Here is a 17,099-nt window from a genome sequence, read left to right on the forward strand (position 1 = left end):
GCACCCGACCTTTCGTTTTCCTCGCCACGAGGCTGATCATGACCCGCGACGATTTCCTGCGCCTGGCCGCTCAAGGCTATAACCGCATTCCCCTGGCCTTCGAAACCCTGGCCGACTTCGACACCCCGCTGTCCATCTACCTGAAGCTGGCCGACGGCCCCAATTCCTATCTGCTGGAGTCGGTGCAGGGCGGCGAGAAATGGGGGCGTTACTCCATCATCGGCCTGCCGTGCAGCCGCGTCCTGCGTGTCCATGGACACCGCGTGGTGGTCAGCGACGCCGGTCGCGAGGTCGAGGTGATCGAGCACTGCGACGATCCCCTGGCCTTCGTCGAAGCCTTCAAGGCGCGCTATCGCGTGCCGACCCTGGACGGCCTGCCACGCTTCAATGGCGGCCTGGTGGGTTATTTCGGCTACGACAGCGTGCGCTATGTGGAGCGGCGCCTGGCGGCCTGCCCCAATCCCGATCCGCTGGGGACGCCCGACATCCTGCTGATGGTGTCCGATGCCGTGGTGGTGTTCGACAACCTGGCTGGCAAGATCCACGCGATCGTACTGGCCGATCCGGACGAGGCCGAGGCCTTCGACGCCGCCCAGGCACGCCTGGCCGACATCCTCGACCGCCTGCGCCAGCCCATCGTGCCGCGCCGCGGCCTGGATCTGTCCGCCCCGGCCGGTCCGGAGCCGAGCTTCCGTTCCAGCTTCAGTCGCGAGGATTTCGAAGGCGCGGTGCAGCGCATCAAGGACTACATCCTGGCCGGCGACTGCATGCAGGTGGTGCCCTCGCAGCGCATGTCCATCGCCTTCCAGGCGGCGCCCATCGACCTCTATCGGGCGCTGCGCTGCTTCAACCCCACGCCCTACATGTACTTCTTCAACTTCGGCGACTTCCATGTGGTGGGCAGTTCGCCCGAGGTGCTGGTGCGGGTGGAGGACGGCGAGATCACCGTGCGCCCCATCGCCGGGACCCGTCCGCGCGGCGCCACCGAAGAAGCCGATCTGGCGCTGGAGCGCGATCTGCTGGCCGATGCCAAGGAGCTGGCCGAGCACCTGATGCTGATCGACCTGGGGCGCAACGACGTGGGCCGGGTTTCCAGCACCGGCAGCGTGACCCTGACCGAGAAGATGGTCATCGAGCGTTATTCCAATGTCATGCACATCGTCAGCAATGTCACCGGCCGGCTCAAGCCCGAGCTCTCCGCCATGGACGCCCTGCGCGCCATCCTGCCGGCCGGCACCCTGTCCGGGGCGCCGAAGATCCGCGCCATGGAGATCATCGACGAACTGGAACCGGTCAAGCGCGGCATCTACGGCGGCGCCGTGGGCTACCTGGCCTGGAACGGCAACATGGACACCGCCATCGCCATCCGCACCGCGGTGATCAAGGACGGCGAACTGCACGTGCAGGCCGGGGCAGGCATCGTTGCCGACTCGGTGCCGGCGCTGGAGTGGGAAGAGACCCTCAACAAGCGTCGCGCCATGTTCCGCGCCGTCACCCTTGCCGAACAGTCCGTCTGAGGAATCCACCATGCTGCTGATGCTCGATAACTACGATTCCTTTACCTACAACCTGGTGCAGTACCTGGGCGAGCTGGGCGCCGAGGTCAAGGTGGTCCGTAACGACGAGGTGCCGGTCGAGGCGCTGGACGACCTGGCGCCGGAGCGCATCGTCGTCTCCCCCGGTCCCTGCACGCCCAACGAGGCGGGCATCTCCCTGGCCACCCTGGAGCGCTTCGCCGGCAAGCTGCCGGTGCTGGGCGTCTGCCTGGGCCACCAGAGCCTGGGCCAGGCCTTTGGCGGCGAGGTGGTGCGGGCGCGCGAGCCGATGCACGGCAAGACCAGCCCGGTCTACCACAACGGCGAGGGCGTTTTCGCCGGCCTGCCCAATCCCTTCACCGTGACCCGCTACCACTCGCTGGTGGTCAAGCGCGAGACCCTGCCCGAGTGCCTGGAGATCACCGCCTGGACCCAGCATCCGGACGGCAGCATGGACGAGATCATGGGCCTGCGGCATCGCGAGTTCATGATCGAGGGGGTGCAGTTCCACCCCGAGTCCATCCTCACCGAGCATGGGCACGACCTGCTGGCCAACTTTCTCCAGCAACAGGGAGGACGGCGCTAGATGGACATCAAGCAGGCCCTGAACCGCATCAGCGGACAACTCGACCTCAATGTGGTCGAGATGCAGGCGGTGATGCGCCAGATCATGACCGGTGGCGCCGACGAGGCGCAGATCGGTGCCTTCCTCATGGGCATGCGCATCAAGAGCGAGACCATCGACGAGATCTGCGGCGCGGTCAGCGTGATGCGCGAACTGGCCACCCCTGTGGTGCTGCCGAGCCTCGATCATGTGGTCGACGTGGTGGGCACCGGTGGCGATGGCGCCAACATCTTCAACGTCTCCTCGGCCTCGGTGTTCGTGGTCGCGGCGGCCGGCGGCAAGGTGGCCAAGCACGGCAATCGCGCGGTGTCCGGCAAGAGCGGCAGCGCCGATCTGCTGGAGGCCGCGGGCATCTACCTGGAGCTGACGCCCGAGCAGATCGCTCGCTGCGTCGAGCAGGTGGGCGTCGGCTTCATGTTCGCCCAATCGCACCACAGCGCCATGCGCCATGCCGCCGGGCCGCGTCGCTCCCTGGGGCTGCGCACCCTGTTCAACATGCTCGGCCCCCTGACCAACCCGGCCGGCGTGCGTCACCAGGTGGTCGGGGTGTTCAGCGCCGCGCTGTGCCGGCCGCTGGCCGAGGTGCTGCAGCGCCTGGGCAGCCACCACGTGCTGGTGGTGCACTCCCGCGACGGCCTGGACGAATTCAGCCTGGCCGCGGCGACCCAGGTGGCCGAACTCAAGGACGGCAGCATCAGCGAATACCAGGTGCTGCCGGAGGATCTGGGCATCAAGAGCCAGACCCTGGTCGGCCTGACGGTGGACGGCCCCGAGGCCTCCCTGGCGCTGATCCGCGACGCCCTCGGCCGACGCAAGACCGAAGCCGGGCAAAAGGCCGCCGACATGATCGTGCTCAACGCCGGCGCGGCGCTCTACGCCGCGGATCTCGCCCATAGCCTGCATGAAGGGGTACTCTTGGCCCACGACGCGCTCTACAGCGGCCTGGCCCGGGAAAAGCTGGACGAGCTCGCCCATTTCACATCCGTCTATCGCGAGGAGGGTCGCCCGTGAGTGTGCCAACCGTGTTGCAGAAGATCCTGGCCCGCAAGGCCGAGGAAATCGCCCAGCTCAAGGCCCGGACCAGCCTGGCCGAACTCGAGGCCCAGGCCCGTGCCGCCGACGCCCCGCGCGGCTTTGCCCGCGCCCTGCAGGCCCAGGTGGCGCGCAAGGAGGCAGCGATCATCGCCGAGGTGAAGAAGGCCTCGCCGAGCAAGGGCGTGATCCGTGAAAACTTCGTGCCGGCCGAGATCGCCCACAGCTACGCCCTGGGCGGCGCCACCTGCCTGAGCGTGCTCACCGATGTGGACTTCTTCCAGGGTGGCAACGCCTATCTGCAGCAGGCGCGCGCCGCCTGCCAGCTGCCGGTGATCCGCAAGGACTTCCTCGTCGATCCCATCCAGGTGGTGGAAGCCCGGGCCATTGGCGCCGATTGCATCCTGCTGATCGTCGCGGCGCTGGACGACGGCCTGATGGGTGAACTGGCCGCCACGGCCAAGGACGTTGGCCTGGACGTGCTGGTCGAGGTGCATGACGGCGCCGAGCTGGAACGCGCCCTGACGGTGCTGGATACCCCGCTGGTGGGGGTCAACAACCGCAACCTGCACACCTTCGAGGTCAGCCTGGAAGCCACCCTCGATCTCCTGCCGCGCATCCCCCAGGATCGCCTGGTGATCACCGAGAGCGGCATTCTCAATCGCGCCGACGTGGAGCTGATGGAAACCAACGAGGTGCGCGCCTTCCTGGTCGGCGAAGCCTTCATGCGCGCCGACGAACCGGGCCAGGAGCTGCAGCGTCTGTTCTTCCCGGATCGCCGCTTCCCGCTCAGAGACGCCTGAGACCAAGGTCGTCCGCACGAGGCCCCGGGGACCACCCCGGGGCCTTTTTCTTTCCACAGGGTGATCCAGGTCGACTCGCGCCCACCCTGGGCGGCGGGAACGACCTCCGTGTGCCCGCTGCCGACGCAGGGCTTTGTTTCTGTAGGGATAAACCCGGTTAATGGCCTCCGACTCGTTGCACCGTGGCGAGTCGCGGAGGCGGCTGGCCGTCGCAGGACGAGCCAGGACTCCGCCGTACCAGGCCATCCATAACCAGGGCATGCGAGAACCATGGCAACGGAAGAAAAAAGCGAAACACTTGATATCAGCGTCACCGATCCTTCCCGGACCGAGGAGGCGCGACGGGATCGGCGACTCGCCGGCACCACCGACTGGGTGGTCTTCGGCGTCACCAGCATCGCCGCGCTGGCCTTCGTGATCTGGGGCTTCGTCAGCCAGGCCAGTCTGGCCAGCAGCGCCTCGACCGCCCAGGGCTGGGTGATCACCCATTTCGGCTGGCTGTTCGTGCTCACCTCCACCGGCTTCGTGGTCTTTGTCATCTGGCTGGCCGCCAGTCGCTATGGGCGGATCCCCCTGGGGCGCGACGACGAGCAACCGGAATTCCGCACCCTTTCCTGGGTGGCGATGATGTTCAGCGCCGGCATGGGCATCGGCCTGATGTTCTTTGGCGTCGCCGAGCCGCTGTCGCACTATCTCAATCCGCCGCCCGGCGGCGCCGCGGGACAGAGCAGCGCCGCCCTGCAGGTGGCCATGGCGACCACGCTGTTCCACTGGACCCTGCATCCCTGGGCCATCTACGCCGTGGTCGGCCTGGCCATCGCCTATGGCACCTATCGCCGCGGCCGCTGCCAGCTGATCTCGGTGGCCTTCCGCCCGCTGATCGGCGAGCACGCCAACGGCCCCCTCGGCCGCGTCATCGACATGATGGCGATCTTCGCCACCCTGTTCGGCTCGGCCGCTTCCCTGGGCCTGGGCGCCCTGCAGATCGCCGGCGGCCTGGAGCACAACGGCTGGATCGAGCAACCGGGAAAGATGCTCTACATCAGCATCATCACGGTACTGACGGTGGCCTTCGTCATCTCCGCCGTGTCCGGGGTCGAGAAGGGCATCCAGTGGCTGTCCAACACCAACATGGTGCTGGCGGTGGCCCTGGCGGTGTTCGTCTTCGTCGTCGGCCCGACCCTGCTCATGCTCAACCTGCTGCCCACCGCCATCGGCGACTACATCGACCTGCTGCCGGAGATGATGGCGCGTACCAGTGCCAGCGGGGGCGAGGCCATGGGCAACTGGCTGTCCAGCTGGACGGTGTTCTACTGGGCCTGGTGGATCTCCTGGACACCCTTCGTCGGCATGTTCATCGCCCGCATCAGTCGCGGCCGCACCATCCGCCAGTTCGTCACCGGGGTCCTGCTGGTGCCGAGTCTGGTCAGCGTGGTCTGGTTCGTCATCTTTGGCGGCGCGGCCATCGATGCCATGCGCCAGGGCGCCTTCACCCTGGTCGACGGCGCGGTGAACAGCAACTTCGCCCTCTACGACCTGCTGGCCAGCTATCCCTGGGTCTCGGTGACCTCGGTGCTGGTCATGGTGCTGGTGGCGATCTTCTTTGTCTCCGGCGCCGACGCCGCCTCCCTGGTGATGGGGACCCTGTCCGAGCGCGGTACCACCGAGCCCTCGCGGCGCACGGTGATCTTCTGGGGCGCCCTCACCGGCGCGGTGGCGGCGATCATGCTGGCCATCGGCGACCCGGGCAATCCGGGCGCGGCGCTCAACGGCCTGCAGAATCTGACTATTGTGGTCTCGCTGCCCTTCGTGGTGGTGATGGCGCTGCTGTGCCTGGCGCTCTATCGCGATCTGCGCAGCGATCCGCTGATGCTGCGGCATCTGCGCGGTACCGAGCTGATCGAGAAGGCGGTGCTCTATGGCGCGGTCAAGCACGGCGAAGAATTCCATTTCGTCGTGGGTGAGCCCAAGGCCAAGGGGAGCGAAGAGAAGACCGTCGACGGGAAGGCCACGGTGCGGGTGGAAAAGGTGTCGCGCAAGGTCGAGGGTTGAAGCCCTGGACGGGCGGGGGCCGTGGCCCCCGCCAGCAGGCAGGGGCTAGCAGAGGGGCTCAGCGGGTGCCGAACACCACCATGGTCTTGCCCTTGACGTGGACCAGACCCTGTTCTTCGAGGGACTTCAGGACCCGACCGACCATCTCGCGGGAGCAACCGACGATGCGGCCGATCTCCTGGCGGGTGATCTTGATCTGCATGCCGTCCGGGTGGGTCATGGCATCGGGCTGCTTGCACAGGTCGAGCAGGGTGCGGGCCACGCGACCGGTGACGTCGAGGAAGGCCAGGTCGCCGACCTTGCGGGTGGTCTGGCGCAGGCGCTCGGCCATCTGGCGACCCAGGGAGAACAGCATGTCCGGATCCTGCTGGCTCAGTTCGCGGAACTGGCTGTAGCTGATCTCGGCGACTTCGCACTCGGTGCGTGCGCGGACCCAGGCGCTGCGCTCGGGCTCGCTGCCTTCCTTGGAGAACAGCCCCATCTCGCCAAAGAAGTCTCCGGCGTTGAGATAGGCGATGATCATTTCGCGGCCTTCATCGTCTTCGATGAGGATGGTCACCGAACCCTTGAGGATGAAGAACAGGCTTTCGCTGTTGTCGCCAGCGTAGATGATGGTGGTTTTTGCCGTGTAACGGCGACGCGAGCAATGCGCTAGCAGCTTGTCGATGTGCTGTAACTTCGCGGGTGGGATGATAGCGGCCATGCTGATTCCTGAGGTTGAAAGCTAACCTGAGTCGGGGGCACCGATGTCCGAACCGGTGCATGCACAGGCTGCGCCGGTTCCAATTCAAAGACCGGATAAGAACATGCGCAGCTTAAATGCGAGCTGAATAACCCTTCACTGCTTACCAGTTTACGCCATCCAGCATGTTAAGCTGATCACCATTTGTATATATAAGTAGGACGAAAGCGATGAAAGCGCGCATCCAGTGGGCAGGCGAGGCCATGTTCCTCGGTGAATCCGGCAGCGGCCATGTGGTGGTCATGGATGGCCCGCCGGAAAGCGGCGGGCGCAACCTCGGCGTACGGCCGATGGAAACCGTGCTGATCGGCCTGGGCGGTTGCGCCAGCTACGACGTGGTCAGCATCCTGCGCAAGGCGCGGCAGCCGGTGGAGAGCTGCGAGGCCTTCCTCGAGGCCGACCGGGCCGACACCGAGCCCAAGGTGTTCACCCGCATCCACCTGAAGTTCGTGGTCAAGGGCCGCGGCCTCAAGGAAGCCCAGGTCAAGCGCGCCATCGAGCTGTCGGCGGAAAAGTACTGCTCGGCCTCCATCATGCTCGGCCGCGCCGGCGTCGAGATCAGCCACAGCTACGAACTCGTCGACCTCGCCTGACCCCCGCCCGCGACGCCCGCCCGGGCGTCGCTGTCCGCCTCGTCTCCCTCCTGCCGACATCAATTCATCACCTGGGCCCGGCAGACTCTGGCCCCAACCGCTGCCGATCTGCATAATGCGCCGCTCTTAAGGGGCAAGGGCCCCGAAAGCACAGCCAATCGCCATCGCGAAGAGGTGTTCGCCGCCCTACGCAGCTTGCGCAATCCGCAACTGACGGGCATTCAGGACCGCGGTCAGAGACCGCACGACGGGAGCTTTACCACCGTGAAAAGCAAACTCAGGCTCCATGGTTTCAATAACCTGACCAAGACCTTGAGCTTCAACATCTACGACATCTGCTACGCCGAGACGTCGGAAGATCAACAGGCCTATGTCCAGTACATCGACGAGGAATACGACGCCGAGCGTCTGACCCAGATCCTGACCGACGTGGTCGACATCATCGGGGCCAACATCCTCAACATCGCCCGCCAGGATTACGATCCCCAGGGTGCCAGCGTGACCATCCTGATCTCCGAGCAACCGGTCGAGCCGACCGAGAGCCAGATCGAGGAGTCGCCCGGTCCGCTGCGCGAGACCATTCTCGGCCACCTGGACAAGAGCCATATCACGGTGCATACCTATCCGGAGATCCATCCGGACGACGGCATCGCCACCTTCCGCGTCGATATCGACGTCTCCACCTGTGGCGTGATCTCTCCGCTCAAGGCCCTGAACTACCTGATCCACCAGTTCGACTCGGACATCGTCACCGTGGACTACCGGGTGCGCGGCTTCACCCGCGACATCGAAGGGCGCAAGCACTTCATCGACCACGAGATCAATTCGATCCAGAACTACCTGTCCGAAGACACCCGCGCGGCCTACCAGATGACCGACGTGAACGTGTACCAGGACAACCTGTTCCACACCAAGATGCTGCTCAAGGAATTCGAACTGGACAACTACCTGTTCGGCGACGCCTCCCGCAGCCTCTCGTCCGAGCAGCGTCAGCAGATCACCCAGCGTCTCAAGCACGAGATGCGCGAGATCTTCTCCGGCCGCAACCTGCCGCGCTGATCGCTCGGCTGTTGCCCAGAGAACCCCGCCACGGCGGGGTTCTCTCGTTTTGGAGTCAGTGGTGGTCGTCGCGTGCGACCGGGGCGCCACCGGTGACGCTCTTGACCACCCGGCCGATGGTCAGGCCCTGGCCGAGGATGGAGACCAGCACCACGATGTAGGTGAGAGCCAGGATCAGATCCCGCTCCGGACCGGCCGGCAGACTCAGCGCCAGGGCGACCGAGACACCGCCGCGCAGCGCGCCCCAGGTGAGGATGCGCGCCGTGCCGCGGGTCATGTTGCGCCAGTGCGGGCTGAGCAGCACCACCGGCGCCACGCTGATCCAGCGGGCGAAGAGGATCGCCAGGGTCACCAGCAGCGCCGCGCCCAGGTGGGTCCAGCTGAAGGGCAATACCAGCAGCTCCATGCCGATCAAGGCGAACAGCAGGGCGTTGAGGATCTCGTCGATCAACTCCCAGAAGCCGTCCAGGTAGCGCCGGGTGAAGTCGTTCATGGCCTTGGTACGACCCAGGTTGCCGATGATCAGACCGGCCACCACCATGGCGATGGGACCCGAGACGTGCAGGTGGCTGGCCAGGGTCGAGCCGCCGATCACCAGGGCCAGGGATAGCATCACCTCGATCTGGTGCTGCTCGATGCTCAGCATCAGCCAGTAGCAGACGAAGCCGATCAGCAGGCCGAACAGGATGCCGCCGCCGGCTTCCTCGACAAACAGCCAGAGCGCGGCGTTGACCGTAGGCGTCTCGCCCAGCTGGATCACCCCCAGCAGCACCGAATAGACCACCACGGCCACGCCGTCATTGAACAGCGCCTCGCCGACGATGGTGGTCTCCAGCGACTTGGGCGCCCCGGCCGAGCGCAGGATGCCGAGCACGGCGATGGGATCGGTCGGTGAGATCAGGGCGCCGAAGATCAGGCAGTAGAGAAGGTCGACGTGCCAGCCCAGCCAGCCGAAGATCCAGTGGCTGAGATAGCCGATCAGCACCGTCGAGATGATCACCCCGAGGGTGGCCAGACCGCCGATGGCCCATTTGTAGTCGCGCAGGTCCTTGAGATTGACGTGCAGGGCGCCGGCGAACAGCAGGAAGCCGAGCATCCAGTTCATCAGCAGATCGTTGAAGTCGATCTGCCCGAGGAGTTCGCCGATGCGGTGTTCCAGACCGGGAAAGCCCAGCCAGGACAGACTCTGCAGACCGACCGAAAAGATCAGGGCGATGACCATGACGCCGATGGTCGGCGGCAGGCCGACGAAGCGGTAATTGAGGTAGGTGAGCAGGGAGGTGAAGCAGATGAAGGCAGCAGCGAGTTCAAGCATGGGCGTTCCAGATCCATCAGACAGCGAGTCCCTGCGAACGCAGGGCCTAGAGGTAGGATGGGGCGGACGCCGCAAAAGTTACATGTTCGATAGCTGCCTAGCCAATTGTTCGCGCAAGCAGCGCTGTGAATCACCCTGGCCCGCCGCTGAACGGGCGGTGCCAGGGCGATCCGCAAGACCAGCGGTCAGGGCGGCGTGAAGCCTAGAGCGGCGCGGCCAGGCCTGTTGCAGCTTCGCGCAGGGGCAACGGATGGGGTGCGGCGATGCGCGCCTCCAGCGTCGCGACATAGCTGCGGGCGTCGGCTTCGCTGAGAAAGGTGATGGCCTGCTTGTCGATGCAGACCTGCCAGGCACTGGTGGTGGACTTGCGCAGGGGACGAACCACGATCTTCATGCTGATACCCTCGGGGACAGACGAAAAGTGGAAGCCCGAGTCTAGAGCGGTTTTGATTACAGTACAGTGACATTCGTCGGTCAGGGCGCTAGGCGCGCGCCTTCTGCCGTTCGGCGTACCAGACCTCGAACTCCTCCGGCGGCAGCGGTGGGCTGAACAGGAAGCCCTGGCATTGCTGACAGCCCAGCTTGCGCAGGATGTCCCACTGTTCGGTGGTCTCCACCCCTTCGGCCAGGACGTCCAGGTCCAGACCCTGGCCCAGGGCGACGATGGCCGCGGCGATGGCCTGGCTGCTGTGGGTACCGCTGTCACTGCGCAATTCGTGCATGAAGCTCTGGTCGATCTTGAGCTTGTCCAGCGGAAAGCGGCGCAGATAGGCCAGCGAGGAATAGCCGGTGCCGAAGTCGTCCACGGCGATGCGCACCCCCAGGGTCTTGAGGGTCGCCAGGGACAGCAGCGCCTCCTCGACATTGCCCATCAGGGTGCCTTCGGTGATCTCCAGTTCCAGGTGCTCGGCCGGCAGGCGACTGCGCGCCAGGGCGCGGGAAATGGTGCTGGCCAGGTCGCGCTTGGCGAATTGCCGGGGCGAGATGTTGATCGCCAGGGTTTCCAGTTCCAGTCCCTGGGCGAGCCAGCTGTGCATCTGCTGGCAGGCGCTCTCGATGATCCAGTCGCCCAGGGGCACGATGAGCCCGGTTTCCTCGGCCAGCGGAATGAATTCGGTGGGCGGGATGAGACCCAGCTCCGGATCCTGCCAGCGCACCAGGGCTTCCACGCCAATGGTCTGGGCGGTGCTGACGCTCATCAGCGGCTGGTAGTAGAGGACGAAGTCGCCGCGCTTGAGCGCCGTACGCAGCCGCGACTCCAGATTCAGCCGCCGGCGCGACTGCTCGGTAAGGGCCTGGGTATAGAAGCGGAAGGTGTCGCGGCCCTGATCCTTGGCCTGGTGCATGGCCGTGTCGGCATTGCGGATGAGGTCATCGGCGGTGGCGCCATCGTCGGGAAAGAGGCTGATGCCGATGCTGGCGTTGAGATAGATGTCGTGTTCGCCGAGGTGGAAGGGCTGTTCCAGCTTGCCCAGCATGGCCTGGGCGATCTGGGCGGCGAATTCGGGTCGATCCAGCCGCTCGATGATGACCAGGTACTCGTCGCCACCGATGCGCGCCAGGGTGATGTCCTCGCTGAGCAGGGCGCGTAGCCGGGCGGCGAATTCCACCAGCAGTTCATCGCCCAGGGCATGGCCATGGCTTTCGTTGACCGTGCGGAAGTAATCGAAGTCGAGGATCAGCACGGCGACCAGATATTCCTGGGGCTCGGCCAGGGCCAGGGCATGTTCCAGATGGGTGCGCGCCAGCAGGCGATTGGGCAGGTCGGTCAGCGGATCGTGATGCGCCAGATGACTCAGGCGCGCCTCGCTCTCGCGCAGGCGGGTGGTGTCGCTGACGGTGACCGTGTACTGCCGGGTCTCCCGGGGGTAGAGGGTGTCGATGGCGGTCCAGGCCGGAAAGGTGCTGCCGTCGAGGCGCGGCCAGAGCAATTCGCCTTCCCAGCGGCCCTCGCGGCGCACGGTGCGCCAGAGATCGCGATAAAAGCGCTGGTCCTGGCGACCGCCACCGGGCAGTCCCAGGCGCTGGCCGAGCAGGATGCCTTCCTGGGTGCCCAGCAGGCGGGCGAAGGCCGGATTCACCGCCAGGATCCAGCGGCGCTCGTCGAGCAGCAGCAGGCCGTCGCGACTGTTCTGGAACATGGCCGCGGCCTGGCGCAGGCTTGCCTCCTGCTGCTTGCGCAGGGTGATGTCCTGGGCGGTGCTGATGAAGTACTGGGGCACGCCTTGATCGTCGCGGATCAGGCGGGTGGTGACGTTGGTCCACACCGGCGTGCCGTTGCGGTGCAGATAGCGTTTTTCCAGGGTGTAGCGGTCCTGGCCGGTGTCGACCAGCTGCTTGCGCAGGGCGGCGCCCAGGGCCCGCTCTTCCGGATGCGTCACCGAGGCGGTGTCCTTCTGCAGCAACTCCGGTTGCGAGTAGCCGAGCATCTGGCAGAAGTGGTGGTTGACGCTCAGCCAGCGGCCATCCAGATCGCTGAGCATGATGCCGGTATAGGCCTGCTCGAAGATGCCGCGGTAGCGCGCCTCGCTGGCGCGTTGCGCCTGGACCACGCGCTGTTGCCGGATGGCCAGCACCGCCAGGCGGGTGAATTCGGTGATCAGCGCCTGGGTCTCCGCTTCGGGCAGTCGCGCCTCGCCGTAGTAGATGCCCAGGGCGCCCACGGCGCGCTGCTGCTCGTCCTGCAGCGGCAGGGCCCAGGCGCCGCGAATGCCGGCTGCCTGGGCGACCGGCAACAGCGGCTGCCAGGCCGGATCCAGTTCGACATCGATGGTGAACACCGGGGCATTGGCGGCGACGGCGCTGCAGCAGCCCTGGTCGTGGCGACTGCGCGGCACGCTTTCCAGCGCTGCCTGGAAGGCGGGGGGCAGACTGGGCGCCGCGGCGACCCGCAGATGCTCGCCCTGGTCGTCCAGCAGCAGGGCGACGCGCATCTCCGGGTAGATACGCTCCAGCCGCAGGGCGATGCCCTGCTGGATTTCCGCCAGCGGCAGGCCGGTGAGCAGGTCGTCGAGGACATCGCTGCGGGCCTGCTGCAGTTGCTGCGCCTGGTAGTCGTGGTGGATGTCGGTCAGGGTACCCTGGATCTCGCCATCGAGGCCGGCGCGCAGCTCCATCTGCATCCAGCGATGACTCTCCACCGACAGCCGCAACCGCACCACGCCGTTCCAGTGCAGGCGCTGACCCGCGGCGAATTCCGCCACCAGCTGGCGCAGTCGGGCGCCGTCCTGGGGATGGAAAGCCTGATCCAAGGGATGGTTTAGGGGTTGGGTGGCGGGTTGGCCGGTCAGGGCTTCCCAGGCCGGATTGAGAAATTGCCAGCGACCACGGTGGTCGCTGGCGAACACCACCAGCGGCAGGTGCTGGACCAGCTCGCGATAGCGTCGCTGGCTGTCCTGCAGTGCCTGTTCGGCCAGCTTGTAGCTGGTGATGTCGACCAGGGCACCGCGAGTGATGCCGGCTTCGTCGAAGTCGCTCTGCCAGTTGAGCCAGCGCCAGCTGCCCTGGCCGTCATCGAAGTGCGCGGAGAAATTCAGCGGGCCCTGCATGTGCTGCAAACGCTCCAGCATGCTGCGCACATGGTCACGGTCGTCGACCCGAGCGCAGGCGGCGATGGTGGCGAAATCCAGCGGATCGCTGCCCTTGGGCTGGTGCAGCATCACCAGGGTGCGTTCGGAGCAGAGCAGACGGCCATCGTCCAGCAGCTGCCAGTCACCGGTATTGGTCAGCCGCTGGACGAAATCCTGGGTGGCGCGCTGGTTCTGCAGCTCGCCGATGAAGCCTTCGCGATAGCTGGCCTCGCGCCGCAGCAGGCCATAGAGCACCAGCGACAGCAGGCTCATGAAGGCCAGGCCCTTCAGGGTGTGCCACAGATAGGCGTTGTCCCGATCGCTGAGCAGCAGATACAGCAGCCCATCGCTGCCGATCACCCAGAGGGCGCTCAGCAACAGATAAACCAGGGCAATGCGCGCGGGAGAAAGAGGCCGCATCCCGGATCCTCAAGGCCCGATCGCAGGTGTCGGGTTCAATTCAGCATTGACCGGATAAAGGTACGGCAGTTCGGGTCGGGTCACCTGGAAACCTACTTCTTTCGTCCGCCTTTATCGGCTTTGGCACCCTGGACGACAGGGCGTCCAGGCTTGGGCTCAAGAGTCGTCTGACCTCGTGCAAATTACCAGGCCTATTCGCCAGGAAGTTGCATTTTGCCCGCCCTTCACTCACGTCGAATTTATATAAGTCATTGATTTTTACAGTCTTTAACAAGTCTTGGAATTCGGCGCAGCCGTTGCGCTCTACATCTAGGTCGCTGCTGCCAGGACCTGGGCGCAGTACAACCAAGGAAAACAGGAGTCATCTCATGAAAAAGACTTTCGGTACCTTTGCCCTCGCTGCCGTCACCGCTTCCGTACTGAGCCTGCCGCTGGCCGGCGGTGCCTTTGCTGCCACCAGCCAGAACATGACCCTGGCCGCCAACAACACCGTGGACAAGACCGAAGAAGCCGCGTCCGACACCTGGATCACCAGCAAGGTGAAGGCGTCCTTCCTGGCCGACGAACACATCAAGGGCACCGCCATCAAGGTCGAGACCAACAAGGGCGTCGTGTCCCTGTCCGGCACCGTGGCGACCGAAGCCCAGCGCGACCTGGCGATCAAAGAAGCCAAGGCCATCAAGGGCGTGAAGGCCGTATCGGCTGACGCCCTGAAAGCGGCTCAGTAACGACGCCCGCTAATACCCGGCACGATGGCGGCGCCAGATGCCGCCATCACCCCTTGCCCTTCGCCCCGGAGAACTGCCATGACCAGCACGACCGAAACCCTCAACGATCTGATCGAGATCGCCCGTGACGGCAAGAATTTCTACGAGCACGCCCTCACCGAAGTGAAGAACCCCGAATTGAAGGCCCTGTTCACCGAGATCGCCCAGAGCAAGGCCGAGATCATCAGCGCCCTGAGCAGCCAGGTGTCGGCTGCCGGTGAGAAGCCCGCCGAGCAAGGCACCTTTGCCGGCAGCTTCCGCAAGTACTACACCGACGTCAAAACCTCCTTTGCCAGCAAGGAAAAGGAAGAGGTCACCTACGTCAGCGAACTGGAAGAGCAGGAAGACCGCCTGCTGCACGCGCTGGAGCGTGCCGTCAACGAACACGCCACCCCGGATGCCCAGGCCAATCTGCGCAGCCAGCTGGAAAAGGCCCGTGCGACCCACGATCGCATGCGTGACCTGAAGCACCGCATGCAAGCCGCCCACTAAGGTCGGCAGCAGCAAAAAGCCCCGCCTAGGCGGGGCTTTTCTTTGGGTCCCCGGCTAGCCGTGCGGGGCGCGATTGAGGCGGGCGTCGATCAGGCTGTCGACCACCGATGGATCGGCGAGGGTCGAGGTATCGCCCAGGCTGTCCAGCTCGTCGCAGGCGATCTTGCGCAGGATGCGTCTCATGATCTTGCCGGAGCGGGTCTTGGGTAGCGCCGGCGCCCATTGCAGGAACTCCGGCTTGGCGAAGCTGCCGATCTGGTCGGCCACCTGCTGGCGCAGTTGCGCCTTGAGTTCGTCGCTCGGCGTCACTCCGCCCTTGGTGGTGACGAAGGCATAGACCGCCTGGCCCTTGACCTCGTGGGGGCAGCCCACCACCGCCGCCTCGGCCACGTCCGCATGCTCGGTGAGCACGCTTTCCACCTCGGCGGTACCGATGCGGTGACCGGAGACGTTGAGCACGTCATCCACCCGCCCGGTGATCCAGTAGTAGCCGTCTTCGTCCCGGCGCGCCCCGTCACCGGTGAAGTAGTAACCCGGGTAGGCGCTGAAATAGGTGTCGATCAGGCGCTGGTGATCGCCATAGACGGTGCGGATCTGGCTTGGCCAGCTGGATTTGATCGCCAGCACGCCGCTGCCGGGCCCGTCGATTTCCTGGCCCTGCTCGTCCAGCAGCACCGGCTGCACGCCAAAGAAGGGCAGGGTGGCCGAACCCGGCTTCAGCGCCAGGGCGCCGGGTGGCGGGGCGATGAGGATGCTGCCGGTCTCGGTCTGCCACCAGGTGTCGACGATGGGGCAGCGCCCTTCGCCCACCACCCGGTGATACCACTCCCAGGCCTCGGGATTGATCGGCTCGCCGACGCTGCCCAGCAGCTGCAGACTCTTGCGCGAAGTGCGCTGTACCGGGCCGTCGCCTTCGCGCATCAGGGCGCGCAGGGCGGTGGGGGCGGTATAGAAGATGTTGACCTGGTGCTTGTCCACCACCTGCCAGAAGCGACTGGCATCGGGATAGCTCGGTACCCCTTCGAACATCAGGGTGGTGGCGCCATTGGCCAGGGGGCCGTAGACGATGTAGCTGTGGCCGGTGACCCAGCCGACATCGGCGGTGCACCAGAAGACCTGACCCTCGTGATAGTCGAACAGGTACTTGAAGCTCAGGGTGGCCCCCAGCAGGTAGCCGCCGGTGGTGTGCAGCACGCCCTTGGGTTTGCCGGTGGAGCCGGAGGTGTAGAGGATGAACAGCGGATCCTCGGCGTCCATGGGCTCTGGCGGGCAGTCGGGCGAAGCCGCGGCCACCGCCTGGGCATAGGGCAGGTCGCGCCCCTCCTGGCGGGCCACGGCGGTGCCGGTGCGCTCGACCATGATCACGGTATGGACCTCCGGGCACTTGGCCAGGGCCTTGTCGACATTGGCCTTGAGCGGGACGCGCTTGCCCCCGCGCACGCCTTCGTCGGCGGTGATCACCACCCGGCAGTCGGAATCGAGGATGCGGTCGCGCAGCGCCTCGGGCGAGAAGCCGCCGAACACCACCGAATGCACCGCGCCGATGCGGGCGCAGGCGAGCATGGCGTAAGCCGCCTCGGGGATCATCGGCATATAGAGGCAGACGCGGTCGCCCTTCCTGACCCCACGCTCCTTGAGCACGTTGGCCAGGCGGCTGACCTGCTCGTGCAACTGGCGATAGCTGATGGCCTGGCTGTCGGCGGGATCGTCGCCTTCCCAGAGGATGGCGGTCTGCTCGGCCCGGGCCCCCAGGTGGCGATCGATGCAGTTGTAGGCGACGTTGAGCTGGCCGCCGCTGAACCAGCGGGTCTGGCCCTGGCGCATATCGCCGCTATGGACTTCGTCCCAGGTGCGCGACCAGTCGAGCAGGGCGCTGGCCTGTTCGCTCCAGAAGCGTTCCGGCTGCTCCACCGAGCGCTGGTAGAGCTCGCGATAGCGGGCTTCGTCGAGGTGGGTACGGGCACTCAGGCTCTCGGGCACGGGGTAGCGTTGGCTCATGGCCGGCTCCTTCTTGGTGTTGTTGTGCTCCCAGTTTAGGCCGCGGATGCCCTGCCGGGGTTCAGCGAGGCGACAAAACGAAAAAGCGCCGCAGAGC

At 65.6% G+C, this 17,099-nt stretch carries 14 protein-coding genes; 9 read left to right on the forward strand and 5 right to left on the reverse strand.

Annotation, left to right across the window (positions count from 1 at the left end):
• Positions 1 to 38 precede the first annotated feature (38 nt).
• The 5 genes from trpE to PSK12I2_RS23685 all read left to right on the forward strand — a co-directional run bounded on the left by trpE (position 39) and on the right by PSK12I2_RS23685 (position 6,047).
• Complete coding sequence (gene trpE / locus PSK12I2_RS0104865) at positions 39 to 1,517, forward strand: anthranilate synthase component I (protein ID WP_027597526.1); 1,479 nt, start codon at positions 39 to 41, stop codon at positions 1,515 to 1,517.
• A 10-nt stretch (positions 1,518 to 1,527) separates the two neighbouring features.
• The gene (locus PSK12I2_RS0104870) at positions 1,528 to 2,121 is read left to right on the forward strand and encodes an aminodeoxychorismate/anthranilate synthase component II (protein ID WP_027597527.1); all 594 of its coding nucleotides are present in this window, start codon (positions 1,528 to 1,530) and stop codon (positions 2,119 to 2,121) included.
• Positions 2,122 to 3,171 carry an anthranilate phosphoribosyltransferase gene (gene trpD / locus PSK12I2_RS0104875; protein WP_027597528.1) on the forward strand — a complete coding sequence of 350 codons (1,050 nt, stop codon included), beginning with the start codon at positions 2,122 to 2,124 and terminating at the stop codon, positions 3,169 to 3,171.
• Positions 3,168 to 3,995, forward strand: a complete 828-nt coding sequence (gene trpC, locus PSK12I2_RS0104880; protein WP_027597529.1) for an indole-3-glycerol phosphate synthase TrpC — start codon at positions 3,168 to 3,170, stop codon at positions 3,993 to 3,995. Before trpD ends, trpC begins: the two co-directional genes overlap by 4 nt.
• A gap of 270 nt (positions 3,996 to 4,265) precedes the next feature.
• Entirely contained in the window at positions 4,266 to 6,047 is a 1,782-nt protein-coding gene (locus tag PSK12I2_RS23685) for a BCCT family transporter (protein ID WP_037007509.1), read from the forward strand.
• A gap of 58 nt (positions 6,048 to 6,105) precedes the next feature.
• Here the strand turns inward: PSK12I2_RS23685 and crp are convergent, their stop codons facing one another.
• Positions 6,106 to 6,750 carry a cAMP-activated global transcriptional regulator CRP gene (crp, locus tag PSK12I2_RS0104890; protein WP_027597530.1) on the reverse strand — a complete coding sequence of 215 codons (645 nt, stop codon included), beginning with the start codon at positions 6,748 to 6,750 and terminating at the stop codon, positions 6,106 to 6,108.
• Positions 6,751 to 6,959: 209 nt separating this feature from the next.
• Here crp and PSK12I2_RS0104895 point away from each other — a divergent pair, with 209 nt between their 5' ends.
• Both PSK12I2_RS0104895 and speD read left to right on the forward strand, forming a co-directional pair.
• Positions 6,960 to 7,382, forward strand: a complete 423-nt coding sequence (locus PSK12I2_RS0104895; protein WP_007159722.1) for an OsmC family protein — start codon at positions 6,960 to 6,962, stop codon at positions 7,380 to 7,382.
• A 264-nt stretch (positions 7,383 to 7,646) separates the two neighbouring features.
• Positions 7,647 to 8,441, forward strand: coding sequence for an adenosylmethionine decarboxylase (gene speD / locus PSK12I2_RS0104900; RefSeq protein WP_007159721.1), 795 nt, complete (start codon positions 7,647 to 7,649; stop codon positions 8,439 to 8,441).
• A 55-nt stretch (positions 8,442 to 8,496) separates the two neighbouring features.
• Here speD and PSK12I2_RS0104905 read toward each other — a convergent pair whose 3' ends face one another.
• The 3 genes from PSK12I2_RS0104905 to PSK12I2_RS0104915 all read right to left on the reverse strand — a co-directional run bounded on the left by PSK12I2_RS0104905 (position 8,497) and on the right by PSK12I2_RS0104915 (position 13,745).
• Positions 8,497 to 9,756, reverse strand: coding sequence for a sodium:proton antiporter (locus PSK12I2_RS0104905; RefSeq protein ID WP_027597531.1), 1,260 nt, complete (start codon positions 9,754 to 9,756; stop codon positions 8,497 to 8,499).
• A 202-nt stretch (positions 9,757 to 9,958) separates the two neighbouring features.
• Positions 9,959 to 10,150, reverse strand: a complete 192-nt coding sequence (locus PSK12I2_RS0104910; RefSeq protein ID WP_027597532.1) for a hypothetical protein — start codon at positions 10,148 to 10,150, stop codon at positions 9,959 to 9,961.
• 88 nt (positions 10,151 to 10,238) lie between these two features.
• Positions 10,239 to 13,745, reverse strand: a complete 3,507-nt coding sequence (locus tag PSK12I2_RS0104915; protein ID WP_027597533.1) for an EAL domain-containing protein — start codon at positions 13,743 to 13,745, stop codon at positions 10,239 to 10,241.
• Between the two features lie 368 nt (positions 13,746 to 14,113).
• Here PSK12I2_RS0104915 and PSK12I2_RS0104920 point away from each other — a divergent pair, with 368 nt between their 5' ends.
• Both PSK12I2_RS0104920 and PSK12I2_RS0104925 read left to right on the forward strand, forming a co-directional pair.
• Entirely contained in the window at positions 14,114 to 14,473 is a 360-nt protein-coding gene (locus PSK12I2_RS0104920) for a BON domain-containing protein (RefSeq protein WP_007159717.1), read from the forward strand.
• A 78-nt stretch (positions 14,474 to 14,551) separates the two neighbouring features.
• Entirely contained in the window at positions 14,552 to 15,004 is a 453-nt protein-coding gene (locus PSK12I2_RS0104925) for a PA2169 family four-helix-bundle protein (protein WP_007159716.1), read from the forward strand.
• Positions 15,005 to 15,058: 54 nt separating this feature from the next.
• Here PSK12I2_RS0104925 and acs read toward each other — a convergent pair whose 3' ends face one another.
• Entirely contained in the window at positions 15,059 to 17,002 is a 1,944-nt protein-coding gene (gene acs / locus PSK12I2_RS0104930; protein WP_027597534.1) for an acetate--CoA ligase, read from the reverse strand.
• Positions 17,003 to 17,099 lie beyond the last annotated feature (97 nt).

The sequence above is a fragment of the Pseudomonas sp. MOIL14HWK12:I2 genome (assembly GCF_000510745.1).
Lineage (GTDB): Bacteria > Pseudomonadota > Gammaproteobacteria > Pseudomonadales > Pseudomonadaceae > Chryseomonas > Chryseomonas oryzihabitans.